This is a genomic window from Rhodococcus sp. JVH1 (assembly GCF_000280725.2).
Lineage (GTDB): Bacteria > Actinomycetota > Actinomycetes > Mycobacteriales > Mycobacteriaceae > Rhodococcus_F > Rhodococcus_F jostii_A.
Genome location: NZ_CP166289.1, coordinates 5,831,489 through 5,850,549 on the forward strand (window position 1 = coordinate 5,831,489; position 19,061 = coordinate 5,850,549).

The following is a 19,061-nucleotide window of genomic DNA, read 5'->3' on the forward strand; positions in this document are numbered from 1 at the left end:
GTAAAGAAGCACTGATGTTCGCCATCATCGTGGCCTTCGTGCTGCTGACTCTGTTGCTCGTCGTGATCCCGGGCGCCCTCTCCTGACGTGCCCCACGTTTTCCTCGCGGGCCACGATGTCGCAGGATGAGCGTGTGAGCGAACCAGCCGTCCTGTTCAGTGAGCCCGGCGCCCGCTGGCGGATGGTGGCGTTCGGCCCGGTCTTCTGCCTGATCGCCCTGATCATCGAACTACTGACCGGCCCGGTGGTGCACTGGTTCGCGCTGTCGCTGTTCGCGGTGCTGCTCAGCGGTTTCGTCTACGTGCAGGTGGTGGCCGCCCGTAGGCATGCCAGCGTCGAACTCACGACGTCATCGTTGCGGCAGGGCACCGAAGACCTGCCGATCACCGAGATCCTGAAGATCATGCCCCCCGCCGACCCGGAGTCGTACGAGCAGCAGCCGTGGGAAACCGCCCGGAGTCTGGGGGAGTTGTCCGCGGTTCCCCGCCGGCGGACGGGCATCGGGCTGCGACTGCGGGGCGGCGCCCTGGTACAGGCGTGGGCGAAGGACGACGAGGCACTGCGCGCGCAGCTCGAATCGCTGCTCGCGAAGTCGGCGGGCGGGTCGGCGGAATGAACCGCCGGACCGCGGTGGTGGCAGCGGAGTGGATCGGCACCGTGGCCGGTGTCGTGGCCGCGGTGTGGTGCTGGAACCACGCCCAGGTCACATCGGAGTTCGGTCCCGTGGCGCCGGGTGCACCGTCCTTCGACGGAACCGAGTACTCGGGGTCGTGGATCGCCGTCGCCGCCGGCCTGGTGACGGTCGCGGGGTTGCTGGTGATCGACTCGGTGCGCCGGCTCCGGTCCGGCTCGGCGGGCGAACCCGCCGAGCCGTCCTCGTCACCGGAAGATCTGGGTCTTGCGGACGGTGTCGGTCCCGGGACCGTCGAGCATCGCGGAGCCGAGTAGCGCCTCGGGAACCCCGAGTCCCTCGATCAACGTCTGCGCGTGCGGCCGCAGCGACCGGCAGCGCTCGTTGATTCCCCGCTGCACCGCCTTCGACCGCTCCACCGACAGCTGCCGGTGCTCCATGAACCACGCCTTGTCTTCCTCGATCACGCTCAGCGCGTAGAGGTCGCAGACATCGCTCAGCAGGTCGCGGGCGTCATCGTCCTCGCATTCGTCGATGCCGGCGACGAACGCCTCGAGCACGATCCGGTCGATGTGCGCCTGCGCGGCATGCAGCACGTGATCCTGCACGAAATTGAAGGCGTCGAACGGGTTCTCCTCGCGCTTCTGCGCACCCTGGAGGCGACGGGCGGCGGTCGCGAGCAGGTACTGCTCGCGGTCCTCGAACATCGTCAGCTGGGTGCCGCGGTTGAAGAGGCTGCCGTCCTCCTCGTTGTCCTGCCTCGTGTCGAGGATCGTCTGGATGATCTGTTGCGCGGCGGTGCGCTTCTTGACGACGTCGGAGACCGTGGTGGCAGCGAAGCGCATCCATTCGACGGGGCTCATGCCGCGCACCTCGTCCGCGTAGGACGTGAGCAGTTCCTTGGCCACGAGCTGCGTCAGGACGTGGTTGTCGCCCTCGAACGTGGTGAACACATCCGTGTCGGCCTTGAGTGCCGTGAGGCGGTTCTCGGCCATGTACCCGGCGCCGCCACACGCTTCACGGGCCTCCTGGATCGCACGAGTGGCGTGCCATGTGTTCGCAACCTTGAGCCCGGCGGCGCGGCCCTCGAGCTCACGCTGTTCCTGGGGGTCGGCGTCGGCGCTGCTCTGGATTTCGTGCATCTTGGCGACGAGCTCGTTCTGGGCGAACTGCAGAGCGTAGGAGCGTGCGATCAACGGGAACAGCCTGCGCTGGTGGACGAGGTAGTCCATGAGCAGCACCTCGTCCTCGGCCTGCGGGGCATTGAACTGCCTGCGCTGCAACGCATATCGGGTGGCGATCGACAATGCGACGCGGGCTGCGGCGCCTGCGGACCCGCCCACCGTGACGCGTCCCCGCACGAGAGTGCCCACCATCGTGAAGAATCGGCGGTTCGCGTTGTCGATCGGTGAGGTGTACGTGCCGTCGGGTTCGACGTCGGCGTACTTGTTGAGCAGGTTCTCCCGCGGAATTCTGACCTGGTCGAACGTGATCCGGCCGTTGTCGACGCCGGGAAGTCCGCCCTTGTAACCACAGTCCGACGTGTGGACGCCGGGGAGGTCGTTGCCGTCCTCGTCCCGGATCGGCACCACGAAGCAGTGCACGCCCTGCGACTCGCCGCCCGTGATCAACTGCGCGAACACGGCCGCCATCGTCGCGTGCTGCGCCGCCCCGCCGATGTAGTCCTTGCGCGAGGACGGCGTGGGGGAGTGGATGACGAATTCGCCCGCGTCCGCGTCGTACGTCGCGGTGGTCTCGAGCGCCTGCACGTCGCTGCCGTGACCCGTCTCGGTCATCGCGAAACAACCCAGCAGATCCAGGTCGACGAGACGCTTCACGTACGCCTCGTGATGGCGCGCCGTACCGAGGTTCTCGATCGCGCCACCGAACAGTCCCCACTGCACGCCGGCCTTCACCATCAGGGACAGATCCGACATCGCGAGCATCTCGATGCTCGTGACTGCGGCGCCCGCGTCACCGGTGCCGCCGTGGTCTTTCGCGAATCCGTCGGCGGCGTAGCCGTTGCTCGCGAGCAGACGCAACTGCGCCAGCGTCTTGGCGCGGGCCTCGTCGAGGTCGGGGGTGTAGTGCGGTGCGAAGTCGGGGGAGCCGGACAATTCCGCCCTGACGCGCTCGCGTACCTCCCGCCAGCGTCCGTCGAGTGTGCTTCTCAGGTGGTCAGCTTTGGTGGCCATGACTCGACACTAGCCGTCGCTCCGAGGCGCGTGATGTCGGTCGAGGAACAGGTCCGGCGATCAGGGCACATCGAACGTGCCGAAGCCCGGGAGCAACGACTGTGGGTACTCGGCCGGCGCCGTCGTGCTGACGACGATTCGTCCGGCGCCGGTGGCCACATCGACCTCCGGGCGAGGCGAGTCGGTCGAGCCGTCGGTGCCGATGGGAATCGTGGCCGCGCCACTCGCTCCGGTGTTCACGTTCAGCCAATGCACCCGCACCGCGTTCGCCCGCATGGAATTGCCCGGGCCGGGTATGCAGGTCTGCTGCGCACTGATCGAGTTCAGGAGGTAGCACTCGCTCACGGTCCGCAACAGAACGACTCCGGGAGCACGACCCGTGACTGCCTCGACCGTGAAGTAGGCGGCCAGAACCGGGCTCATGCCGATGGGCGGAACCTGCAGGGTGGTCACGCGCTCACCCGGCGGGGGAGCGTCGGGGGCTGCGGCTGCGATGCCCGTGCCGGTCATGGCGACCGCCGTTGCGATACCGATACCTCCGAGAAGCATTCGTACTCTACGCATCTGCGATCACCTTCCTCTGGCCGACCGTAACATCGGCGATGGGCGTTGCACTCTGTAATGTCCTGGGTATTCCGGTGTGGTGAACTTTTCCCGCATACTTCGCGCCGCCGTCACGGGCCCGGCCTTCCGGTGGACCTCCGCACCGAGTGGCACCGCCCGTCACCCGATCAGTATCACCACGGCATCGGTGTCACTCGAACAACAGCATCGGGTACGGGTGCGCAAGTACGTGATCGTGGCGTCGTTCAGGTTTCTCGCTTTCCTGCTGTCCGCGGTGGTCTACGGTCTGTCCGGCAACCCGTGGGTGGCTGTGGCGATCATCGGTGTGTCGCTGCCCCTGCCGTGGCTCGTTGCCCTGATCGTCGACGACCTGCCGCCGTGGGAGAAGGACGAGTCGCACGGGTAGTGGGTGAGGTCCGGGATCGAGTGGCCGCTCGTCACCGGCGGCCCGCCGACGTTGTCAGAACGGCAATCCCATGAACAGTCCACCCACGACCATGACGACGAAGCCGGCCGCGATCGCCAGTGGATCTCCGCTCAGAAGCCCGGCCTGAAGCCAATGGCCGATCCCGGCGGCCAGATCAGCCGATCCCACGACTACCTCCCCAGTGTGTTCGATCTTGTTCAGCGGATGCTCTCGGTCCATCGGCGCCGAGAGCCGATTCGTTAGCCGGGCGGCCTTCGATGCCGGAACCAGGAGTGGACCAGTCGAGTCAGGCCGACGTGCTGATCATCGCGAGATATCCCACGGGGTCGCGCCAGAAGGCGGTGATCAGGTCGGTGAGTGCGGCCGGGTCGGCGATCAGTGGTGTGATGTGGCCGGCGCCGTCCACGGTGGTGGCCCCGGCGTGCGGCATCGTCGCCGCGGCGGCCCGTGCCTGCTCGAGGGAGATCATGGTGTCTGCGCGGGGGACGACCATCAGCGTCGGCGCCTCGATCCGGGGGAGGAGAGGGTCGAGGCCCTTGCGGTGCAGCATGATCGACTCCATCGCCTGGTGCATGCCGCGTCGTGGTACCTGCCGGAAGGTCCTGGCGACGGCCTGGAACTGTTGCGGGTGGGTTCGTGAAAGCTCCTTGCCGAGAAGGACGTTCATCACCGCGGTAGTGAGCGGTGGAATCGGCCCGGCGATGCGGTAGGCCCACACCATCGGCACGATCCTGGCGCGTTCCCTGCGCGTGAGGGCTTGGGTCGGTGTCCCGATGGTGACCAGGGTGCGGCACCGGTCGGGAGTGTGGGCGGCCGCGACGAGCCCGACGTGTCCACCCCAGGCATTGCCCACCCAGTCGGCGGGCTCGATGACGCCGAGCACGTCGAGGACGGTGATCGCCGCCTCCGCGCACTCCTCCATCGTGAACCGCCGCTGTACGGCGGTGCTCGCTCCGTGGCCGGGTCCGTCGATCGATATCACTTGCCGGTGCCCGACCAGGTGGCTGCGCAGAGGCGCCCACGTCGTCGAGTCGACGAAAAGGCTGTGCCAGAGCACGGTCGGCGGTCCGCTGCCGGTGACGTGGACGGCGAGGTTCCCGACGCTCGTCGGGACGGTCCGGGTGATCGATTGTGTGTCCATGGGATGCCCCAGGTGCGTGTGCTCGAGTATTGCTTCGGAAACCGAAACTTCGGTAACCGTAGTATTCTCCTGTGTCATGGAACGGTCAAGGGGTCTGCCGTCCGATCGCCCTGCGGTGGGGCAGTTGCTGGTTCGTTTGCTGCACGAGTTCCGCCGGGAGTTGAGCGAGCCGATGGCAGAACGCGGTTACGGCGACATCCGCCCGCCGCATCTGCAGATCTTCGGCAACATCGGCTGGGACGGGCGTCGGTTGACGGAGATCGCCTCCCGTGCCGAACTGAGTTTGTCCGCCGCGTCCGAACTGATCAACGATCTCGAGGATCTCGGGTACGTCGAGCGGGTTCCGGACGCAACGGACCGGCGGGCGAAACTGGTCGTCCCGACCGCGCGGGGACGGCGGGCGCTGCAGGACGCCGCCGTGCGGGTCGCCGAGATCGAGCACCGCTGGGGCGGCATCGTCGGCCACGACCGGTTCGACGACGCCTGCTACGTGCTCAGTTCACTGCTGGACGAGCTGAGTCCCGAGGATCGCTGACTGTGGGCGGAGGAACCGCCGCCCGGACGAGCTGCTCGTGACGCAGGGCGATCTGGGTCTGCGTCGCGATGACGGTCGACGAGCGAAGGACGTTGTGCCCGTCCACGATCGAGTTGATCACCCGCTGCAGGTCGGCGTGGGTGCGCGCCACCACACGGACCAGGACGTCGCCGGCTCCGGTGATCGTGTGCGCCTCGAGAACTTCGGGGATGGCGGTCAAATGCTCGACGACCGCGGCGTGCCCGTTGCCCTGGGCGATCTCGAGGGTGGCGAACGCGACCACCGGAAACCCCAGTGCCTCCGGGTCGAGGGTCGGTGCCGAACTGGTGATCACGCCGGTGCGTTCGAGCCGGTCGAGACGCGCCTGAACGGTGCCGCGCGCCACGCCCAGGCGTCTCGACGCCTCGAGCACGCCGACTTTCGGCTCGGCATGCAGCAGGTCGAGTAGCGCGGCGTCGAGGCTATCGATACTCATGGCGTCCCTGGTCAATATGTAGGGTCGATCCGTCTTTTGATCCAGCATTCTGTACAGATTGAACAGCGTCAAGAGGCACCGTTGCGCAGTGCTGTGTGCTGGATCACAGTGAGGTATGACTACCGCCGACATTCGCCTGACGCCCCGCGAGGTGGCCGCACATCTGGAGACCGACGAGCTCCGGCAGTTGGTCGGGCTCGTCGAACACGACGACGCGTCGGATCCGTTTCCCGTGGTCGCGATGGATGCCGTGGTGTTCGTGTGCGGCAACGCGACGCAGAGCACGCAGTACTTCGTCTCCACGTGGGGCATGACCCTCGTCGCCTACGCCGGGCCGGAGACCGGTCAGCGCTCGCACAAGTCCTTCGTCCTCGAGTCGGGGTCGGCACGGTTCGTGCTGCACGGCGCCGTCGATCCGAAGAGCCCGCTCGCGGACCATCACCGGGCGCACGGCGACGGCGTGGTGGACCTGGCGATGGAAGTTCTCGACGTCGACCGCTGCATCGCGCATGCACGCTCGCAGGGGGCCACCATTCTCGAGGAGCCGCGCGACGTCACGGATCAGTTCGGCACCGTGCGGCTCGCGGCGATCGCCACGTACGGCAGCACCCGGCACACCATCGTCGACCGAAGCCGGTACGACGGCCCCTACCTCCCCGGATTCGTCGCGCGCTCCAGCGGTTTCGCGGCGCGACCGGGTAAACCCCCGCGATTGTTCCAGGCGCTCGACCACGCCGTCGGCAACGTCGAGATGGGCCGGATGGATCACTGGGTCCGGTTCTACAACCGCGTCATGGGCTTCACGAACATGGCCGAATTCGTCGGCGACGACATCGCCACGGAGTACTCGGCGCTGATGTCGAAGGTCGTGGCGAACGGCAATCACCGGGTGAAGTTCCCGCTCAACGAACCCGCGGTGGGAAAGAAGAAGTCGCAGATCGACGAATATCTCGAGTTCTACGGTGAGCCGGGCTGCCAGCATCTGGCCCTCGCGACCGGAGACATCCTCGCGACGGTGGACGCGTTGCGGGCCGAGGGTGTCGAATTCCTGAACACACCCGACGCGTACTACGAGGACCCACAGCTGCGCGCCCGGATCGGCAGGGTGCGGGTGCCGGTGGAGGAACTGCAGAAGCGCGGAATCCTCGTCGACCGCGACGAGGACGGATACCTCCTGCAGATCTTCACCAAACCGCTCGGCGACCGGCCGACCGTGTTCTTCGAGGTGATCGAACGGCACGGTTCGCTCGGGTTCGGGGCGGGTAACTTCCAGGCCCTGTTCGAATCCATCGAGCGTGAGCAGGCGGCGCGCGGCAATCTGTGAACCTCCGATCGGCACGCAGTGCATCATCGACTGATGGATGACAGGGATCGGGGAACGTTCGCAGGGAAAGTCGCTCTCGTCACCGGGGCCTCCTCGGGGCTCGGGCACGCCGTGGCCCGGCTCCTCACCGAGCGGGGAGCCCGCGTCTTCGGGGTCGCGCGGGACGGGGATGCGCTGCGGCAGGCCATGATCGAGATCGCCGGACCGGAGGCCGCGGGGCACTGTGCGCCGGCGGACGTGGCGTCGCCGGAAGCATGCAGCGGGGCCGTGGCAGCCTGCGTCGCCGGGCTCGGCGGTCTCGACGTCCTGATCAACGTCGCCGGTTCGCACACCCTCCGGCACACCGCCGACGTCACGGACGAGGACTGGGCACACGATCTCGCCGTGAACCTGAACGGGCCGTTCTACCTGTCACGGGCAGCACTGCCGCATCTGCTCGAACGCGGAGGCAACATCGTCAACGTCGCGTCCGTCGCCGGATTGCAGGGGCAGGCGTACTCGGCCGGCTACTGCGCCGCCAAACACGGACTGGTGGGTCTCACCCGCGCGATGGCACTCGAGTTCACCGGCACACCGCTGCGGATCAACGCCGTCTGCCCGGGCGGGATGATGACGCCGCAGGTCTCGAATTTCGCCTTCCCCGACGGCGTCGATTTCGAGCTCGTCCTGAAGTCGGCCTCCCCGCGAGGGCTGATGGAACCAGAGGACGTAGCGAAGACGGTGGCCTTCCTCGCATCCGACGACGCGTCCGCCATCCACGGCGCCGTGTACTCGGTGGACAACGGGAAGATGGCATGAGCCTCGTCGCAGGCCCGATCTTCCAGATCTGCTGGGTCGTCGACGACATCGAGTCGGCGGAGCGGTACTTCACCGATCAGCTCGGCGTCGCGCGATGGTTGCGGCTCCCGGACGTGCACTTCGGACCCGAGCACTGCACGTACCGCGGGCAGCCCGCCGACTACGTGGTCCACGTGTCGCTCGGATACGCAGGCGGACAGCAGCTCGAGCTGATCCAGCCGGTGTCGGGACGCAACCTCTACACAGAACAACTGGAGACGAGCGGTCCCGGCGTCCATCATGTGGCCTGGGTCCCCGACGACTTCGAGGCCACCCTCGCCGAGGCCGGGTGCCGGGGACTGCCGGTGGTGCAGCGGGGCCGGTTCGAGGGCGTCGGGATGGAGTTCGCGTACCTCGAGGGCGGCCCGCTCGGCGGATACGTGGAACTGATGAAACTCTCCGAGGAGATGCGCGCGATGTTCGCCTCGCTCGTCCCGGAACCACCCGGTGCGGCGGATCGGGCAGAGTGATCCTGGCCACCCACTACACCCTGTCGTTGGCAAATTCGACAGAACTGGGACACTGGAGGCCGTGACTGTTTCCTCCGGTGACCCCGACGTGCACGCATCCCGCTCCGCCCAGCTCTTCGAGAGGGCTGATCTGGTCATTCCCGGCGGCGTCAACTCCCCGGTGCGAGCCTTCCACTCGGTCGGCGGCACCCCGCGGTTCATCAAGGAAGCGTCCGGTTACACGCTCACCGACGTCGACGGCAACGACTACGTCGACCTCATCTGCTCCTGGGGACCGATGATCCTCGGGCACGCGCACCCCGCCGTCGTCGAGGCCGTGCAGAAGGCGGCCGCCACCGGCCTGTCGTTCGGCGCGCCCACCGAGGGCGAGATCGAACTGGCCGAGGAGATCGTCGGCCGGGTCGCGCCGGTGGAGAAGGTGCGCCTGGTCAACTCCGGCACCGAAGCCACCATGAGCGCCGTCCGCCTGGCCCGCGGATTCACCGGCCGAACCAAGGTCCTCAAGTTCTCCGGCTGCTACCACGGACACGTCGACGCCCTGCTGGCCGATGCCGGTTCGGGGCTCGCCACGTTCGGCCTCCCGACGTCGCCCGGCGTGACGGGTGCGCAGGCCGAGGACACCATCGTCGTTCCTTACAACGACCTCGACGCCGTCGCCCAGGCCTTCGCGGCGAACGAGGGCCGGATCGCGTGCGTCATCACCGAGGCCGCCGCCGGCAACATGGGCGCAGTGGCGCCGCAGCCCGGATTCAACGAGGGTCTGCGGACGCTGACCAGCGACAACGGCGCGCTGCTCATCATGGACGAGGTGATGACCGGATTCCGCGTCAGCTCCGCCGGCTGGTTCGGACTCGACGGCGTCGCCGGTGACCTCTACACGTTCGGCAAGGTGATGAGCGGCGGTCTGCCCGCCGCCGCATTCGGTGGCCGCGCCGACGTCATGGCCCATCTCGCCCCGGCCGGACCCGTCTACCAGGCGGGCACCCTGTCCGGGAACCCCGTCGCCGTCGCCGCCGGGCTCGCCAGCCTGCGCGCCGCGGACCAGGGCGTGTACGACGCACTCGAGCGCAACAGCGCCACGCTGCGGACCCTGCTGTCCGACGCGCTGACCGCCGAGAGCGTGCCGCACCGGGTGCAGACCGCAGGCACGATGCTCAGCGTGTTCTTCAGCGAAGACCCGGTGACCAACTACGCCGAGGCCAAGGCCGCCCAGACCTGGCGCTTCCCCGCGTTCTTCCACGGGCTGCTCTCGCGCGGGGTGTACCCGCCGCCGAGCGCGTTCGAGGCGTGGTTCGTCTCCGCCGCCATGGACGACAGAGCCTTCTCGATCATCGCCGACGCCCTGCCGCACGCCGCGAAGGCCGCCGCCGCGGCCGTCCAGCCCTGACGTGACGTCTCCCCTCGCGGCCGGCAGCCTTGCCGCCGACACCCACCCGCCCTCCCGTCCCGACCCGAGGAACCGCAACGTGACCGAAGCCGATCATCCCGACCACACACAGACCCGCACCATCGTGCACGTGCTCCGGCACGGCGAGGTGCACAACCCGCGGGGAATCCTCTACGGCAGGCTCCCCGGGTTCCGGCTGTCGGTGACGGGTGAGGCGCAGGCCCGCGCGGTGGCGTCGGTACTGGCCAAGCACGACATCACCCACGTGGTGTCCTCGCCGCTGCAGCGGGCGCAGGAGACGGCCGCCCCGATCGCCGACGCACACGGCGTCGAGCTCGCGACCGACGAGAACCTCATCGAGGCGGGCAACGAATTCGAGGGCCTCAAGGTGTCCGTCGGCGACGGCGCGCTGTCTCGCCCCCGGCACTGGTGGAAACTCCGCGACCCGTTCACCCCGTCGTGGGGCGAGCCGTACCTGCAGATCGCGCACCGCATGCTGGCCGCCGTCAACAGCGCCCGCGTGTCGGCGGTGGGTCACGAGGCCGTCGTCGTCAGCCACCAACTCCCCGTCTGGACCCTCCGCCGGTTCCTGCAGGGGGAGCGGCTGTGGCACGACCCGCGGCACCGTCAGTGCGGTCTCGCGTCGCTGACCTCCCTCGTCTACGAGGGCGACACCCTCATCGACATCGTGTACTCGGAGCCCGCGGGCGCGTCGGATCCGAGGGTGACCGGGGCATGAGTCGGGGGCGCTTCGCCGGGCTTCTCGCGGTGATCTGTACGGCCGCGGTGTCGCTGACGGCGTGTGCGTCCGGCGACGACGCCGTGGCCCAGGGCGGCACGTTCGACTTCGTGTCGCCGGGCGGGCAGACGGAGATCTTCTACGACCCGCCTGCCGACCGCGGCACCATCGGCACGGTGTCCGGACCCGACCTGATGACCGAGGGCAAGACCACCTCGCTCGACGATTTCGAGGGGCAGGTGGTTGTCCTCAACGTGTGGGGGCAGTGGTGCGGCCCGTGCCGGGGTGAGGCGAACGACCTCGAGCAGGTGTACGAGGAGACCAAGGATCAGGGAGTGTCGTTCCTCGGGATCAACGTGCGGGACAACCAGCAGGACAAGGCGCAGGACTTCGTGATCGACAACAAGGTGTCGTATCCGTCGATCTACGACCCCGCCATGCGGACGATGATCGCGCTGGGGCAGAACTACCCCACGAGCGTCATCCCCACCACGATCGTGCTCGACCGGGAACACCGCGTGGCCGCCGTGTTCCTGAAGGAACTGCTCGCCGAGGACCTGAAGCCGGTGGTCGAACGGGTGGCACAGGAATCGTGAGCACCAGCACCACCCTTCTCGCCGGCGGCGTCGGCGACGCCTTCCAGTCCACCGCGGCATCCGGACCGCTGCTGCTCGCGCTCGGTGCGTGCGTCCTCGCCGGTCTGGTGTCGTTCGCGTCGCCGTGCGTCGTGCCTCTCGTTCCGGGATACCTGTCCTACCTCGCAGGTGTGGTCGGCGCGGACGCACCGGCCGTCACCGCGGAGGAGGCGGCCACCCGCACGAAGACTGCCGCCGACGGACGGCTGCGGGTCGCGGGCGCCGCGGCCCTGTTCGTCGCCGGTTTCACCGTGGTATTCGTGCTGGCCACCGCGTCCGTGTTCGGCGCCATCTCGGCCCTCGCGATCAACCGCGACGTCCTGATGCGGGTCGGTGGGGTGGTCACCATCGCCATGGGCCTGGTGTTCATCGGTCTGATCCCGGCCCTGCAGCGGGACACGAGGCTCGAGCCGCGCCGGATCTCCAGCCTGGCCGGGGCGCCTCTCCTCGGTGCCGTGTTTGCACTGGGCTGGACCCCGTGCCTCGGCCCCACCCTGGCGGGTGTCATCTCCCTGGCCGCAGGCACCGACGGTGCCACCGCCGCCCGCGGAGTGGCCCTGATCGTCGCGTACTGCCTCGGCCTCGGGCTGCCGTTCGTGATCCTGGCGCTCGGCTCGTCCCGCGCGCTGCGCGGTGTCGGCTGGCTGCGCCGCAACGCGCGCACCATTCAAATCTTCGGCGGAATCATGCTGGTGGCCGTGGGCATCGCCCTCGTCACCGGCGCGTGGGACCAGTTCGTCGGCTGGGTTCGCGACGCCTTCATCTCGGAAGTGACTCTCCCCATATGAGCGACACCCAGACCCCCGAGGCCCCGGAAGCCGCACCGGTGCCCCGTCAATCGCTGCCGGGTCGCGCATTCGCGCTCGTCCGCAACACCTGGCGTGGCCTCACGTCCATGCGCACCGCGCTGGTGCTGCTGTTCCTGCTGGCCCTCGCGGCCATTCCGGGCGCCCTGCTCCCGCAGCGCAGCCTCAACGCGGGCAAGGTCGACGAGTACATCTCGAACCGGCCGACCCTCGGCCCGTGGATGGACAAGCTCGAGCTGTTCGACGTGTTCGGCAGCTTCTGGTTCACCGCGATCTACGTCCTGCTCTTCGTCTCCCTCGTCGGCTGCATCCTTCCGCGCTGCGTCGACCACGCCAAGGCGCTGCGCACCCGTCCGGTGCCTGCCCCGCGGAACCTCGCGCGACTTCCGCACCACCACGAGGACCGCGTCGACGAGACACCGGAGGAACTCGCCACCCGCATCCGCGCTCACCTGAAGGGGTGGCGGGTCGAGACCCGCGAGGGCGGGGAACGCGCCGCACACGCCGGCGAGATCACCATCTCGGCGGAGAAGGGGTACTTCCGCGAACTCGGTAACCTCGTCTTCCACCTGTCGCTCGTCGCGTTGCTGGTCGCGATCGCCGTCGGCAAGCTGTTCGGCTACGAGGGCAACGTCATCGTGGTCGCCAACAACGGTCCCGGCTTCTGCACCACGTCGCCCGCGGTCTTCGACTCCTTCAAAGCGGGCAACACGCAGGACGGCACCGGCATGACGCCGCTGTGCGTCAAGGTCAAGGACTTCGCGGCCGACTACCTCGACAGCGGTCAGGCCGAGATGTTCACGTCCAACATCGCCTACCAGGCCGGCGACGACCTCGAGACGAACACGTGGCGGGACGGACAGTTGCAGGTCAACCACCCGCTGCGCGTCGAGGGTGACCGCGTCTACCTGCAGGGGCACGGGTACGCGCCGACGTTCACCGTCACGTTCCCGAACGGGGAAACCCGCACGGAGACGCTGCAGTGGCGGCCCGACGACGCGACGACGTTCCTCAGCAGCGGCGCGATGCGGTTCGACCCGCCCGGCGGCTTGTACACGGACACCGACGAGCGCCGGAAGAATCAGATCGCGATCGAGGGACTGTTCGCCCCGACCGCGCTGTTCCACGGAAATCTGCTGGCGTCGAGTTACCCGGCCATGAACGACCCGGCCGTGGCCATCGACATCTACAAGGGCGACACCGGCCTCGACACCGGCAATCCGCAGTCGTTGTTCTCGCTGAACACCGAACTGATCAACCAGGGCCGGCTCGTGAAGCAGGACCGGGTGAATCTGAAACCGGGGGAGAGTTCGACGCTGGCCGACGGCACCCAGGTGCGGTTCGACGGTGCCGTGGACTTCGTGAACCTGCAGGTGTCGCACGACCCGGCGCAGCAGTGGGTGCTGGTGTCGGCGCTGACGATGATGGCCGGGTTGCTCGTCTCGCTGCTGGTCAAGCGTCGCCGCGTCTGGGCTCGCATCTACCCCGCGGGCGCTTCCGATCTTGACCCACGACGTACTGTAGTAGAGCTTGGTGGACTCGCCCGGACCGATCAGGCCGGCTGGGGCGACGAGTTCGGCCGACTCTGCACCCGTCTGCTCACGGACGACACGAAGCCTGACGCGCAGGAGAGCCAACGATGACGACCAACGAGACACTGGCGCAGTACAGCGACTGGGCCTTCCGATCAGCCTTCACCGTGCTGGTGCTGGCACTCGTGCTGCTCATCGTGCAGTACGCGTCCACCCGGGCGCAGGCCGTGCAGGACCGGGAACTCGTGTCGGCAGGCTCCGGCACCCGCCCGGCCGATGCGCCCTCGGTTCCCGGCCGAGTGGTCGAGCAGCCGAAGAAGCCCATGTCCGAGCGCTTCGGCGGGATGGGCGCGGCCGTGCTCGTCGTCGGCACGGTGCTGATCTTCGCGTCGATCGTGCTGCGCGGATTCGCCACCGAACGGTTCCCGCTCGGCAACATGTACGAGTTCGTGACCATGGCCTGCGCGGCCGCACTCGTCGTCGGTCTCGCACTCCTGTCGAAGCCGGCGTACCGGTCGATGTGGGTGTTCCTGCTCGTCCCCGTCCTGATCCTGATGTTCCTCGCCGCCACCGTGCTGTACGCGGACGCGGCGCCCGTGGTGCCCGCACTGCGGTCGTACTGGCTGCCCATCCACGTCACCATCGTGAGCGTCGGTTCCGGTGTGTTCCTGGTGTCGGGCATCGCGAGCCTGCTGTTCCTGCTGCGCATGCGGTACCCGCGCGGCGAGGAGGGAACGGGCGTGTTCGCGCGGATCGCGGAGCGGCTGCCCGACGCGCAGACCCTGGACCGGCTGGCGTACAAGACCACCATCATCGGGTTCCCGCTGTTCGGTGCGGGCGTCATCCTCGGCGCCATCTGGGCCGAGGCCGCCTGGGGCCGATTCTGGGGCTGGGACCCCAAGGAAACGGTGTCGTTCATCGCCTGGGTGATCTACGCCGCCTACCTCCACGCCCGCGCGACGTCGGGCTGGCGCGACACCAAGGCCGCATGGATCAACGTGGCGGGCTTCGTCGCGATGCTGTTCAACCTGTTCATCATCAACATGGTGGTGTCGGGATTGCACTCGTACGCGGGCCTCAACTGACGGTAGTCACCGACTGATATCCTTCCGCCGCGACGTCTCCGACCGGTGTGAAACCGGTGGGGACGATGGAGACTTCACGAGGGGGATGTTCAGCCATGTCCGAAAACAACGCCGGCATGTGGGAGCCGGTACGGCCTGCATCGAATCCGCCCTTGGACGACCACGCATCGGCCGCCGCATGGAACGCCGCGCGGCAGGCCCCGTACGTCCAGCCGCAGGGTCCCAACCCGTTCGCGCAGCCCGGTGTCCAGGCCCCCTCCGCCGCACCCGCGCGGCCGCAGACCCAGGCCCCGGCCGCCGCACCCGTCCCGCAACAGGCGCCTGCCCCGCAGCAGGCCCCGGCTCCGCAGCAGGCTCCCGCGCAGGGAGCGTTCACGCCGCCGCAGCAGGCGCCGATCCAGCACACACCCCAGCATCCCCGCCCCCACGACACGAATGCCGATCAGCAGTACGCGGTGTCGGCGCGTGACCTGTCGACGTCGCTGCTCCTCAAGCAGGTCAAGCCGGCCCCCACCACGGGGTGGCGCAAGGCGCTGTACCAACTGTCCGGCCGCTACATCAACGTCGGCAACAGTGCGAAGGAACAGCGTCGGATCGAGCTGACCAAGCAGGTCAACCAGCCGCTGCAGGGTTGCTACAAGATCGCCTTGCTGAGCCTCAAGGGCGGAGTGGGCAAGACCACCACCACCGCGACCCTCGGCTCCACGTTCGCGTCACTGCGCGGCGACCGCGTCATCGCCGTCGACGCCAACCCCGACCGGGGCACGCTCAGTCAGAAGATTCCCCTCGAGACCCCGGCCACGGTGCGCAACCTGCTGCGCGACGAGCAGAGCATCGAAAAGTACAGCGACGTCCGCAGTTACACGTCCCAGAGCAGGCACCGGCTCGAGGTGCTCGCATCCGACAGCGACCCGGCGGTGTCGGAGGCGTTCAGCGCGGACGACTACTCGCGGACCGTCACGATGCTCGAGAAGTTCTACAGCATCGTCCTCACCGACTGCGGCACCGGGCTGATGCATTCCGCCATGCAGACCATCCTCGAAGAGGCCGACGCGCTCGTGGTGGTCAGCTCGGGCTCCGTCGACGGCGCCCGCAGCGCCTCCGCGACCCTCGACTGGCTCGACGCCCACGGATACCGCGAACTGGTGTCCCGGTCGGTGGCCGTCGTGAACGCGGTGCGACCACGGTCGGGCAAGGTGGACCTGCCGAAGGTCGTCGAGCACTTCGAGCAGCGGTGCCGCCTCGTCCGGCTGATTCCGTTCGATCCGCACCTCGAAGAGGGAGCCGAAATCGAACTCGAGCGGCTGCGTCCCAAGACGCGCACCGCTCTTCTCGAATTGGCCGCCGCGGTCGCGTCGGACTTCCCTGCGTCCAGTTTCGCGCTACAGGATCGTCGCTGAGGCAATGACGCCGAGGGTGCCGGGTCGACCGGCACCCCGGCTTCGGCTCACCCGGCGGGGTCCGCCGGACCGGCCTCGGGTTCGTCGGACTTCTTCCGACGGGTCTCCCGATCCACCTTCCAGAGGAAATCCGGGTCGTCGTCGGGTCCCTGCACCCGATTGCTGAGCACGGGCCTCGTGTTCGGGCCGAATGCCTTCCAGAGCAGGACCGCCACTGTCACGAGCCCGATGAGTGCCAACAGATAGATCACCGCGCACCTCCTTACACCGCTCGAGGGTAGCCGGTATCCCTGAGCGTAGCCGCCTCGGCGGCAGAGGGCACCTGCCCGGTCGCAGTGCGTCCCGGGTAGTGCGGTCGCGGTCAGCCCTGCGGCTGCCCGCCCAGCGTCAGGGTCGGCCTGCCTCCGTCGTGAGGGAGCGGAGCAGCTGCATGACCTCGGCCTCGCGGAAGCGGCGGTGCCCGCCGGGGGTGCGCAGCGATCCGAGCCGGCCCGCGTGCGCCCATCGCGTCACGGTCTTCGGGTCGACATGGAACAGGGCAGCCACCTGGCCCGGGGTCATGAGGGCTTCGTTGGATCCGCTGAATCCGGGTCCGTTGTAGGTGGGTGCGCTCATCGACGGTCCTCCACTGCTTTCGACTGGTCTGTGCTGAAGCCGGCCGCTGTTGCGACTGATCTCGGTCATCGTGGCATCTGGCACCCCGGGTACTCGAACGATCTAATGTTGGTAAAGGGGAGGTAATAGACAAATCGGATAAGTCGGACGTGTGAGGAGTGGCCTCGGCGATGGGTAACCTGGGAGCGTGAGTGAGTCATCCGAGAAGCCAGAAGACCAGGTCGAGCGCCCCGTCGCAGCCGATTCGAGCGCACCGGCGAAGCCGGACGGGCGGGTGACCAAGGGGCAGTTAGCGCGCGACGTCGCGATCTATTCGATCGCCCGGCTACTGCTGGTCGTCGTCATCGGCGCCATCATCCTCGGGGTGGCCGCACTCGTCGGAGTCGCCGTGCCGCTGCTCGTCGCGGCCATCTTCGCGGTCCTCATCGCGCTCCCGCTGTCGCTGCTGCTGTTCGCGAAACTCCGTCGGCGGGTCAACGAGGGGATCGCCGCGTTCGACGCGCAGCGTCGCGCCGACCAGGCCGACCTGCGTGCCAGGCTCCGCGGTGAGGGCACGTCCCGGTGACGGACGGCGACTGCGTCGTCATCGACCGGAGCTTTCCGCGTGACTGGGTGGACAACGCCGTCCGCCTCATCGACGCCGATGCGCAGCGCAGCGCCGACACGCACCTGCTGCGGTACCCGCTGCCCGTCGAATGGGGTGTGCAGCTCTATCTGAAGGACGAGTCGACCCACATCACGGGCAGCCTCAAGCATCGCCTGGCCCGGTCGCTGTTCCTCTACGCGATCTGCAACGGATGGATCACCGAGGGGACGACGGTCATCGAGGCGTCCTCGGGGTCCACGGCCGTCAGCGAGGCGTACTTCGCGAAGATGCTCGGTCTCGACTTCGTGGCCGTCATGCCGCGCAGCACGAGCGGCGCGAAGATCGCGCTCATCGAGGCGCAGGGCGGTCGCTGCCACTTCATCGACCGGCCGCCGGAGATCTACAGCGAGGCCCGGCGGCTCGCCGCGGAAACGAACGGTCACTTCATGGACCAGTTCACGCACGCGGAGCGGGCCACCGACTGGCGGGGCAACAACAATATCGCCGAGTCGATCTACCACCAGATGATTCGTGAAGAGCATCCGGTGCCGGACTGGCTCGTCATGAGCGCCGGAACCGGCGGCACCAGCGCGACGCTAGGCCGGTACATCCGCTACCGCAGGCACGCGACCCGTCTGCTCGTGGTCGATCCGGAGAACTCGGCGTTCTTCGGCGGCTACGACTCCAACTCCTGCGACTACGCGACGGGGATGCCCTCGCGCATCGAGGGCATCGGCAGGCCGCGGGTGGAGCCGTCGTTCGTCGGGCAGGTCATCGACCGGATGATGCGGGTGCCCGACGCCGCGTCCATCGCCACGGCTCGGCACGCCAGTTCGGTGCTGGGCCGCCGGGTCGGCGGCTCCACGGGAACGAACCTGTGGGGTGCGTTCACCGTCGTCGCCGAGATGCTCGCGGCCGGACGGTCCGGCAGTGTGGTCACGATCCTGTGCGACGGCGGCGAACGCTACGCGGACACCTACTTCGACGACGACTGGGTGGCCGGGGAGGGTATCGACCTCACGGGTCCGGCCGCGGTGCTCGACCGCTTCGCTGCGACGGGGGAGTGGCCGGGTCAGCCCGGCTGAGGCGCGGTCGCGGCGGTCCGCACCGGCGCCGTCACCGGGCGGGACATCGTGACCCGCGGCCACGCGGCGAGGCCGTGCCGGGCCTCGTCGGCGCGGATGCGCGACAGGCCCGGGGTCAGGGTGTCTTCCGGCAGGGGACGGAAACCCAGCCGCTCGTAGTAGGGGGCGTTCCACGGGACGTCGACGAACGTGGTGAGGGTGAGGGCGGGCAGTCCGCGGACCGCCGCCCACGACGAGATCTCGTCGAGGAGCAGGGCGCCGAGCCCCTGGCGGGCGTGGCCGGGGTGGACCGACACCTGCTCGATGTGGGCGGCTCCGTCGACCACGGCGACGAGTGCGTATGCGACCGGTGCGTCGTCTGCGTCGACGGCGACCCAAATGCATTCCAGCTGGAGGTATTCGGTCAGCTCGTCGAGTGTGAACGGGGGATCGTCGGCGACGGCGTCCATTCCGATGTCACGAAACGGCGCACCCGCCGCGATTTCGATGTCTTGCAGAGCGGGCAGGTCGGTGGAAATGGCCGGGCGGATCACAGGTCTTTTTTACCCGAAATCGTGCTGTTCGCACAGTTTCCCTGCACTTTCCCAAACTT

At 68.2% G+C, this 19,061-nt stretch carries 24 protein-coding genes; 16 read left to right on the forward strand and 8 right to left on the reverse strand.

Annotation, left to right across the window (positions count from 1 at the left end; all coding sequences use genetic code 11):
- Window positions 1–133 precede the first annotated feature (133 nt).
- Window positions 134–616: a hypothetical protein gene (locus JVH1_RS27040; protein WP_009474727.1), complete on the forward strand. Its 483-nt coding sequence runs from the start codon at window positions 134–136 to the stop codon at window positions 614–616.
- Window positions 613–948: a hypothetical protein gene (locus tag JVH1_RS27045; RefSeq protein WP_043778818.1), complete on the forward strand. Its 336-nt coding sequence runs from the start codon at window positions 613–615 to the stop codon at window positions 946–948. Before JVH1_RS27040 ends, JVH1_RS27045 begins: the two co-directional genes overlap by 4 nt.
- On the opposite strand, the gene JVH1_RS27050 is transcribed toward JVH1_RS27045, so the two are convergent.
- A complete protein-coding gene (locus JVH1_RS27050) occupies window positions 880–2,826 on the reverse strand; it encodes an acyl-CoA dehydrogenase (RefSeq protein ID WP_009474726.1) in 1,947 nt (648 codons plus the stop codon). The two genes, JVH1_RS27045 and JVH1_RS27050, sit on opposite strands and share 69 nt — an antisense overlap.
- 60 nt (window positions 2,827–2,886) lie before the next feature.
- The gene (locus JVH1_RS27055; protein WP_009474725.1) at window positions 2,887–3,390 is read right to left on the reverse strand and encodes a hypothetical protein; all 504 of its coding nucleotides are present in this window, start codon (window positions 3,388–3,390) and stop codon (window positions 2,887–2,889) included.
- A gap of 79 nt (window positions 3,391–3,469) precedes the next feature.
- Between JVH1_RS27055 and JVH1_RS27060 the strand changes: the two genes are divergently transcribed.
- Window positions 3,470–3,796 carry a DUF3099 domain-containing protein gene (locus tag JVH1_RS27060; protein ID WP_237724095.1) on the forward strand — a complete coding sequence of 109 codons (327 nt, stop codon included), beginning with the start codon at window positions 3,470–3,472 and terminating at the stop codon, window positions 3,794–3,796.
- Window positions 3,797–3,850: 54 nt separating this feature from the next.
- Here JVH1_RS27060 and JVH1_RS27065 read toward each other — a convergent pair whose 3' ends face one another.
- Together JVH1_RS27065 and JVH1_RS27070 are read right to left on the reverse strand one after the other, a co-directional pair.
- Window positions 3,851–3,985, reverse strand: coding sequence for a hypothetical protein (locus tag JVH1_RS27065; RefSeq protein ID WP_272942753.1), 135 nt, complete (start codon window positions 3,983–3,985; stop codon window positions 3,851–3,853).
- Between the two features lie 118 nt (window positions 3,986–4,103).
- On the reverse strand, window positions 4,104–4,958 hold the full coding sequence (locus JVH1_RS27070) for an alpha/beta fold hydrolase (protein WP_009474722.1): 855 nt from the start codon (window positions 4,956–4,958) through the stop codon (window positions 4,104–4,106).
- A 76-nt stretch (window positions 4,959–5,034) separates the two neighbouring features.
- Between JVH1_RS27070 and JVH1_RS27075 the strand changes: the two genes are divergently transcribed.
- Entirely contained in the window at window positions 5,035–5,493 is a 459-nt protein-coding gene (locus JVH1_RS27075) for a MarR family winged helix-turn-helix transcriptional regulator (protein ID WP_029539324.1), read from the forward strand.
- Here JVH1_RS27075 and JVH1_RS27080 read toward each other — a convergent pair.
- Window positions 5,453–5,968 (reverse strand): Lrp/AsnC family transcriptional regulator, encoded by a 516-nt coding sequence (locus JVH1_RS27080; protein WP_009474720.1) that lies wholly within the window; start codon window positions 5,966–5,968, stop codon window positions 5,453–5,455. The genes JVH1_RS27075 and JVH1_RS27080 overlap by 41 nt on opposite strands.
- 115 nt (window positions 5,969–6,083) lie before the next feature.
- On the opposite strand from JVH1_RS27080, the gene hppD reads away from it, so the two are divergent.
- The 10 genes from hppD to JVH1_RS27130 all read left to right on the forward strand — a co-directional run bounded on the left by hppD (window position 6,084) and on the right by JVH1_RS27130 (window position 16,183).
- Window positions 6,084–7,292 (forward strand): 4-hydroxyphenylpyruvate dioxygenase, encoded by a 1,209-nt coding sequence (gene hppD, locus JVH1_RS27085; RefSeq protein ID WP_009474719.1) that lies wholly within the window; start codon window positions 6,084–6,086, stop codon window positions 7,290–7,292.
- Between the two features lie 33 nt (window positions 7,293–7,325).
- Entirely contained in the window at window positions 7,326–8,090 is a 765-nt protein-coding gene (locus tag JVH1_RS27090; protein WP_011594895.1) for an SDR family NAD(P)-dependent oxidoreductase, read from the forward strand.
- Window positions 8,087–8,599 carry a VOC family protein gene (locus JVH1_RS27095; RefSeq protein ID WP_009474717.1) on the forward strand — a complete coding sequence of 171 codons (513 nt, stop codon included), beginning with the start codon at window positions 8,087–8,089 and terminating at the stop codon, window positions 8,597–8,599. The genes JVH1_RS27090 and JVH1_RS27095 overlap by 4 nt, the downstream gene beginning before the upstream one ends.
- A 61-nt stretch (window positions 8,600–8,660) precedes the next feature.
- Complete coding sequence (gene hemL / locus JVH1_RS27100; protein ID WP_009474716.1) at window positions 8,661–9,986, forward strand: glutamate-1-semialdehyde 2,1-aminomutase; 1,326 nt, start codon at window positions 8,661–8,663, stop codon at window positions 9,984–9,986.
- 79 nt (window positions 9,987–10,065) lie between these two features.
- Entirely contained in the window at window positions 10,066–10,725 is a 660-nt protein-coding gene (locus JVH1_RS27105; RefSeq protein WP_009474715.1) for a histidine phosphatase family protein, read from the forward strand.
- Window positions 10,722–11,321 carry a TlpA disulfide reductase family protein gene (locus JVH1_RS27110; RefSeq protein ID WP_009474714.1) on the forward strand — a complete coding sequence of 200 codons (600 nt, stop codon included), beginning with the start codon at window positions 10,722–10,724 and terminating at the stop codon, window positions 11,319–11,321. Before JVH1_RS27105 ends, JVH1_RS27110 begins: the two co-directional genes overlap by 4 nt.
- A complete protein-coding gene (locus JVH1_RS27115) occupies window positions 11,318–12,148 on the forward strand; it encodes a cytochrome c biogenesis CcdA family protein (RefSeq protein WP_009474713.1) in 831 nt (276 codons plus the stop codon). Before JVH1_RS27110 ends, JVH1_RS27115 begins: the two co-directional genes overlap by 4 nt.
- Window positions 12,145–13,809, forward strand: coding sequence for a cytochrome c biogenesis protein ResB (locus JVH1_RS27120; RefSeq protein ID WP_009474712.1), 1,665 nt, complete (start codon window positions 12,145–12,147; stop codon window positions 13,807–13,809). The genes JVH1_RS27115 and JVH1_RS27120 overlap by 4 nt, the downstream gene beginning before the upstream one ends.
- Window positions 13,806–14,783, forward strand: a complete 978-nt coding sequence (gene ccsB / locus JVH1_RS27125; protein WP_009474711.1) for a c-type cytochrome biogenesis protein CcsB — start codon at window positions 13,806–13,808, stop codon at window positions 14,781–14,783. The genes JVH1_RS27120 and ccsB overlap by 4 nt, the downstream gene beginning before the upstream one ends.
- A 95-nt stretch (window positions 14,784–14,878) precedes the next feature.
- Entirely contained in the window at window positions 14,879–16,183 is a 1,305-nt protein-coding gene (locus JVH1_RS27130) for a MinD/ParA family protein (RefSeq protein WP_016882781.1), read from the forward strand.
- 47 nt (window positions 16,184–16,230) lie between these two features.
- On the opposite strand, the gene JVH1_RS27135 is transcribed toward JVH1_RS27130, so the two are convergent.
- Together JVH1_RS27135 and JVH1_RS27140 are read right to left on the reverse strand one after the other, a co-directional pair.
- Entirely contained in the window at window positions 16,231–16,434 is a 204-nt protein-coding gene (locus JVH1_RS27135) for a hypothetical protein (protein ID WP_009474708.1), read from the reverse strand.
- 136 nt (window positions 16,435–16,570) lie between these two features.
- Entirely contained in the window at window positions 16,571–16,798 is a 228-nt protein-coding gene (locus JVH1_RS27140; RefSeq protein ID WP_005252019.1) for a BldC family transcriptional regulator, read from the reverse strand.
- Window positions 16,799–16,985: 187 nt separating this feature from the next.
- On the opposite strand from JVH1_RS27140, the gene JVH1_RS27145 reads away from it, so the two are divergent.
- The gene (locus tag JVH1_RS27145) at window positions 16,986–17,363 is read left to right on the forward strand and encodes a DUF4229 domain-containing protein (protein WP_009474707.1); all 378 of its coding nucleotides are present in this window, start codon (window positions 16,986–16,988) and stop codon (window positions 17,361–17,363) included.
- Entirely contained in the window at window positions 17,360–18,469 is a 1,110-nt protein-coding gene (locus tag JVH1_RS27150; protein WP_009474706.1) for a PLP-dependent cysteine synthase family protein, read from the forward strand. Before JVH1_RS27145 ends, JVH1_RS27150 begins: the two co-directional genes overlap by 4 nt.
- Here JVH1_RS27150 and JVH1_RS27155 read toward each other — a convergent pair.
- A complete protein-coding gene (locus JVH1_RS27155) occupies window positions 18,457–19,002 on the reverse strand; it encodes a GNAT family N-acetyltransferase (protein ID WP_009474705.1) in 546 nt (181 codons plus the stop codon). The two genes, JVH1_RS27150 and JVH1_RS27155, sit on opposite strands and share 13 nt — an antisense overlap.
- Window positions 19,003–19,061: the final 59 nt, after the last annotated feature.

Excerpts from the sequence above, each read along its gene's own strand:
- JVH1_RS27050 (WP_009474726.1), bottom strand. The coding sequence starts at position 2,826 with ATGGCCACCAAAGCTGACCACCTGAGAAGCACACTCGACGGACGCTGG.
- JVH1_RS27090 (WP_011594895.1), top strand. The coding sequence starts at position 7,326 with ATGGATGACAGGGATCGGGGAACGTTCGCAGGGAAAGTCGCTCTCGTC.
- hppD (WP_009474719.1), top strand. The coding sequence starts at position 6,084 with ATGACTACCGCCGACATTCGCCTGACGCCCCGCGAGGTGGCCGCACAT.
- JVH1_RS27140 (WP_005252019.1), bottom strand. The coding sequence starts at position 16,798 with ATGAGCGCACCCACCTACAACGGACCCGGATTCAGCGGATCCAACGAA.
- ccsB (WP_009474711.1), top strand. The coding sequence starts at position 13,806 with ATGACGACCAACGAGACACTGGCGCAGTACAGCGACTGGGCCTTCCGA.
- JVH1_RS27120 (WP_009474712.1), top strand. The coding sequence starts at position 12,145 with ATGAGCGACACCCAGACCCCCGAGGCCCCGGAAGCCGCACCGGTGCCC.
- JVH1_RS27130 (WP_016882781.1), top strand. The coding sequence starts at position 14,879 with ATGTCCGAAAACAACGCCGGCATGTGGGAGCCGGTACGGCCTGCATCG.
- JVH1_RS27055 (WP_009474725.1), bottom strand. The coding sequence starts at position 3,390 with ATGCGTAGAGTACGAATGCTTCTCGGAGGTATCGGTATCGCAACGGCG.
- JVH1_RS27075 (WP_029539324.1), top strand. The coding sequence starts at position 5,035 with ATGGAACGGTCAAGGGGTCTGCCGTCCGATCGCCCTGCGGTGGGGCAG.
- JVH1_RS27045 (WP_043778818.1), top strand. The coding sequence starts at position 613 with ATGAACCGCCGGACCGCGGTGGTGGCAGCGGAGTGGATCGGCACCGTG.
- JVH1_RS27080 (WP_009474720.1), bottom strand. The coding sequence starts at position 5,968 with ATGAGTATCGATAGCCTCGACGCCGCGCTACTCGACCTGCTGCATGCC.
- JVH1_RS27110 (WP_009474714.1), top strand. The coding sequence starts at position 10,722 with ATGAGTCGGGGGCGCTTCGCCGGGCTTCTCGCGGTGATCTGTACGGCC.
- JVH1_RS27070 (WP_009474722.1), bottom strand. The coding sequence starts at position 4,958 with ATGGACACACAATCGATCACCCGGACCGTCCCGACGAGCGTCGGGAAC.
- JVH1_RS27095 (WP_009474717.1), top strand. The coding sequence starts at position 8,087 with ATGAGCCTCGTCGCAGGCCCGATCTTCCAGATCTGCTGGGTCGTCGAC.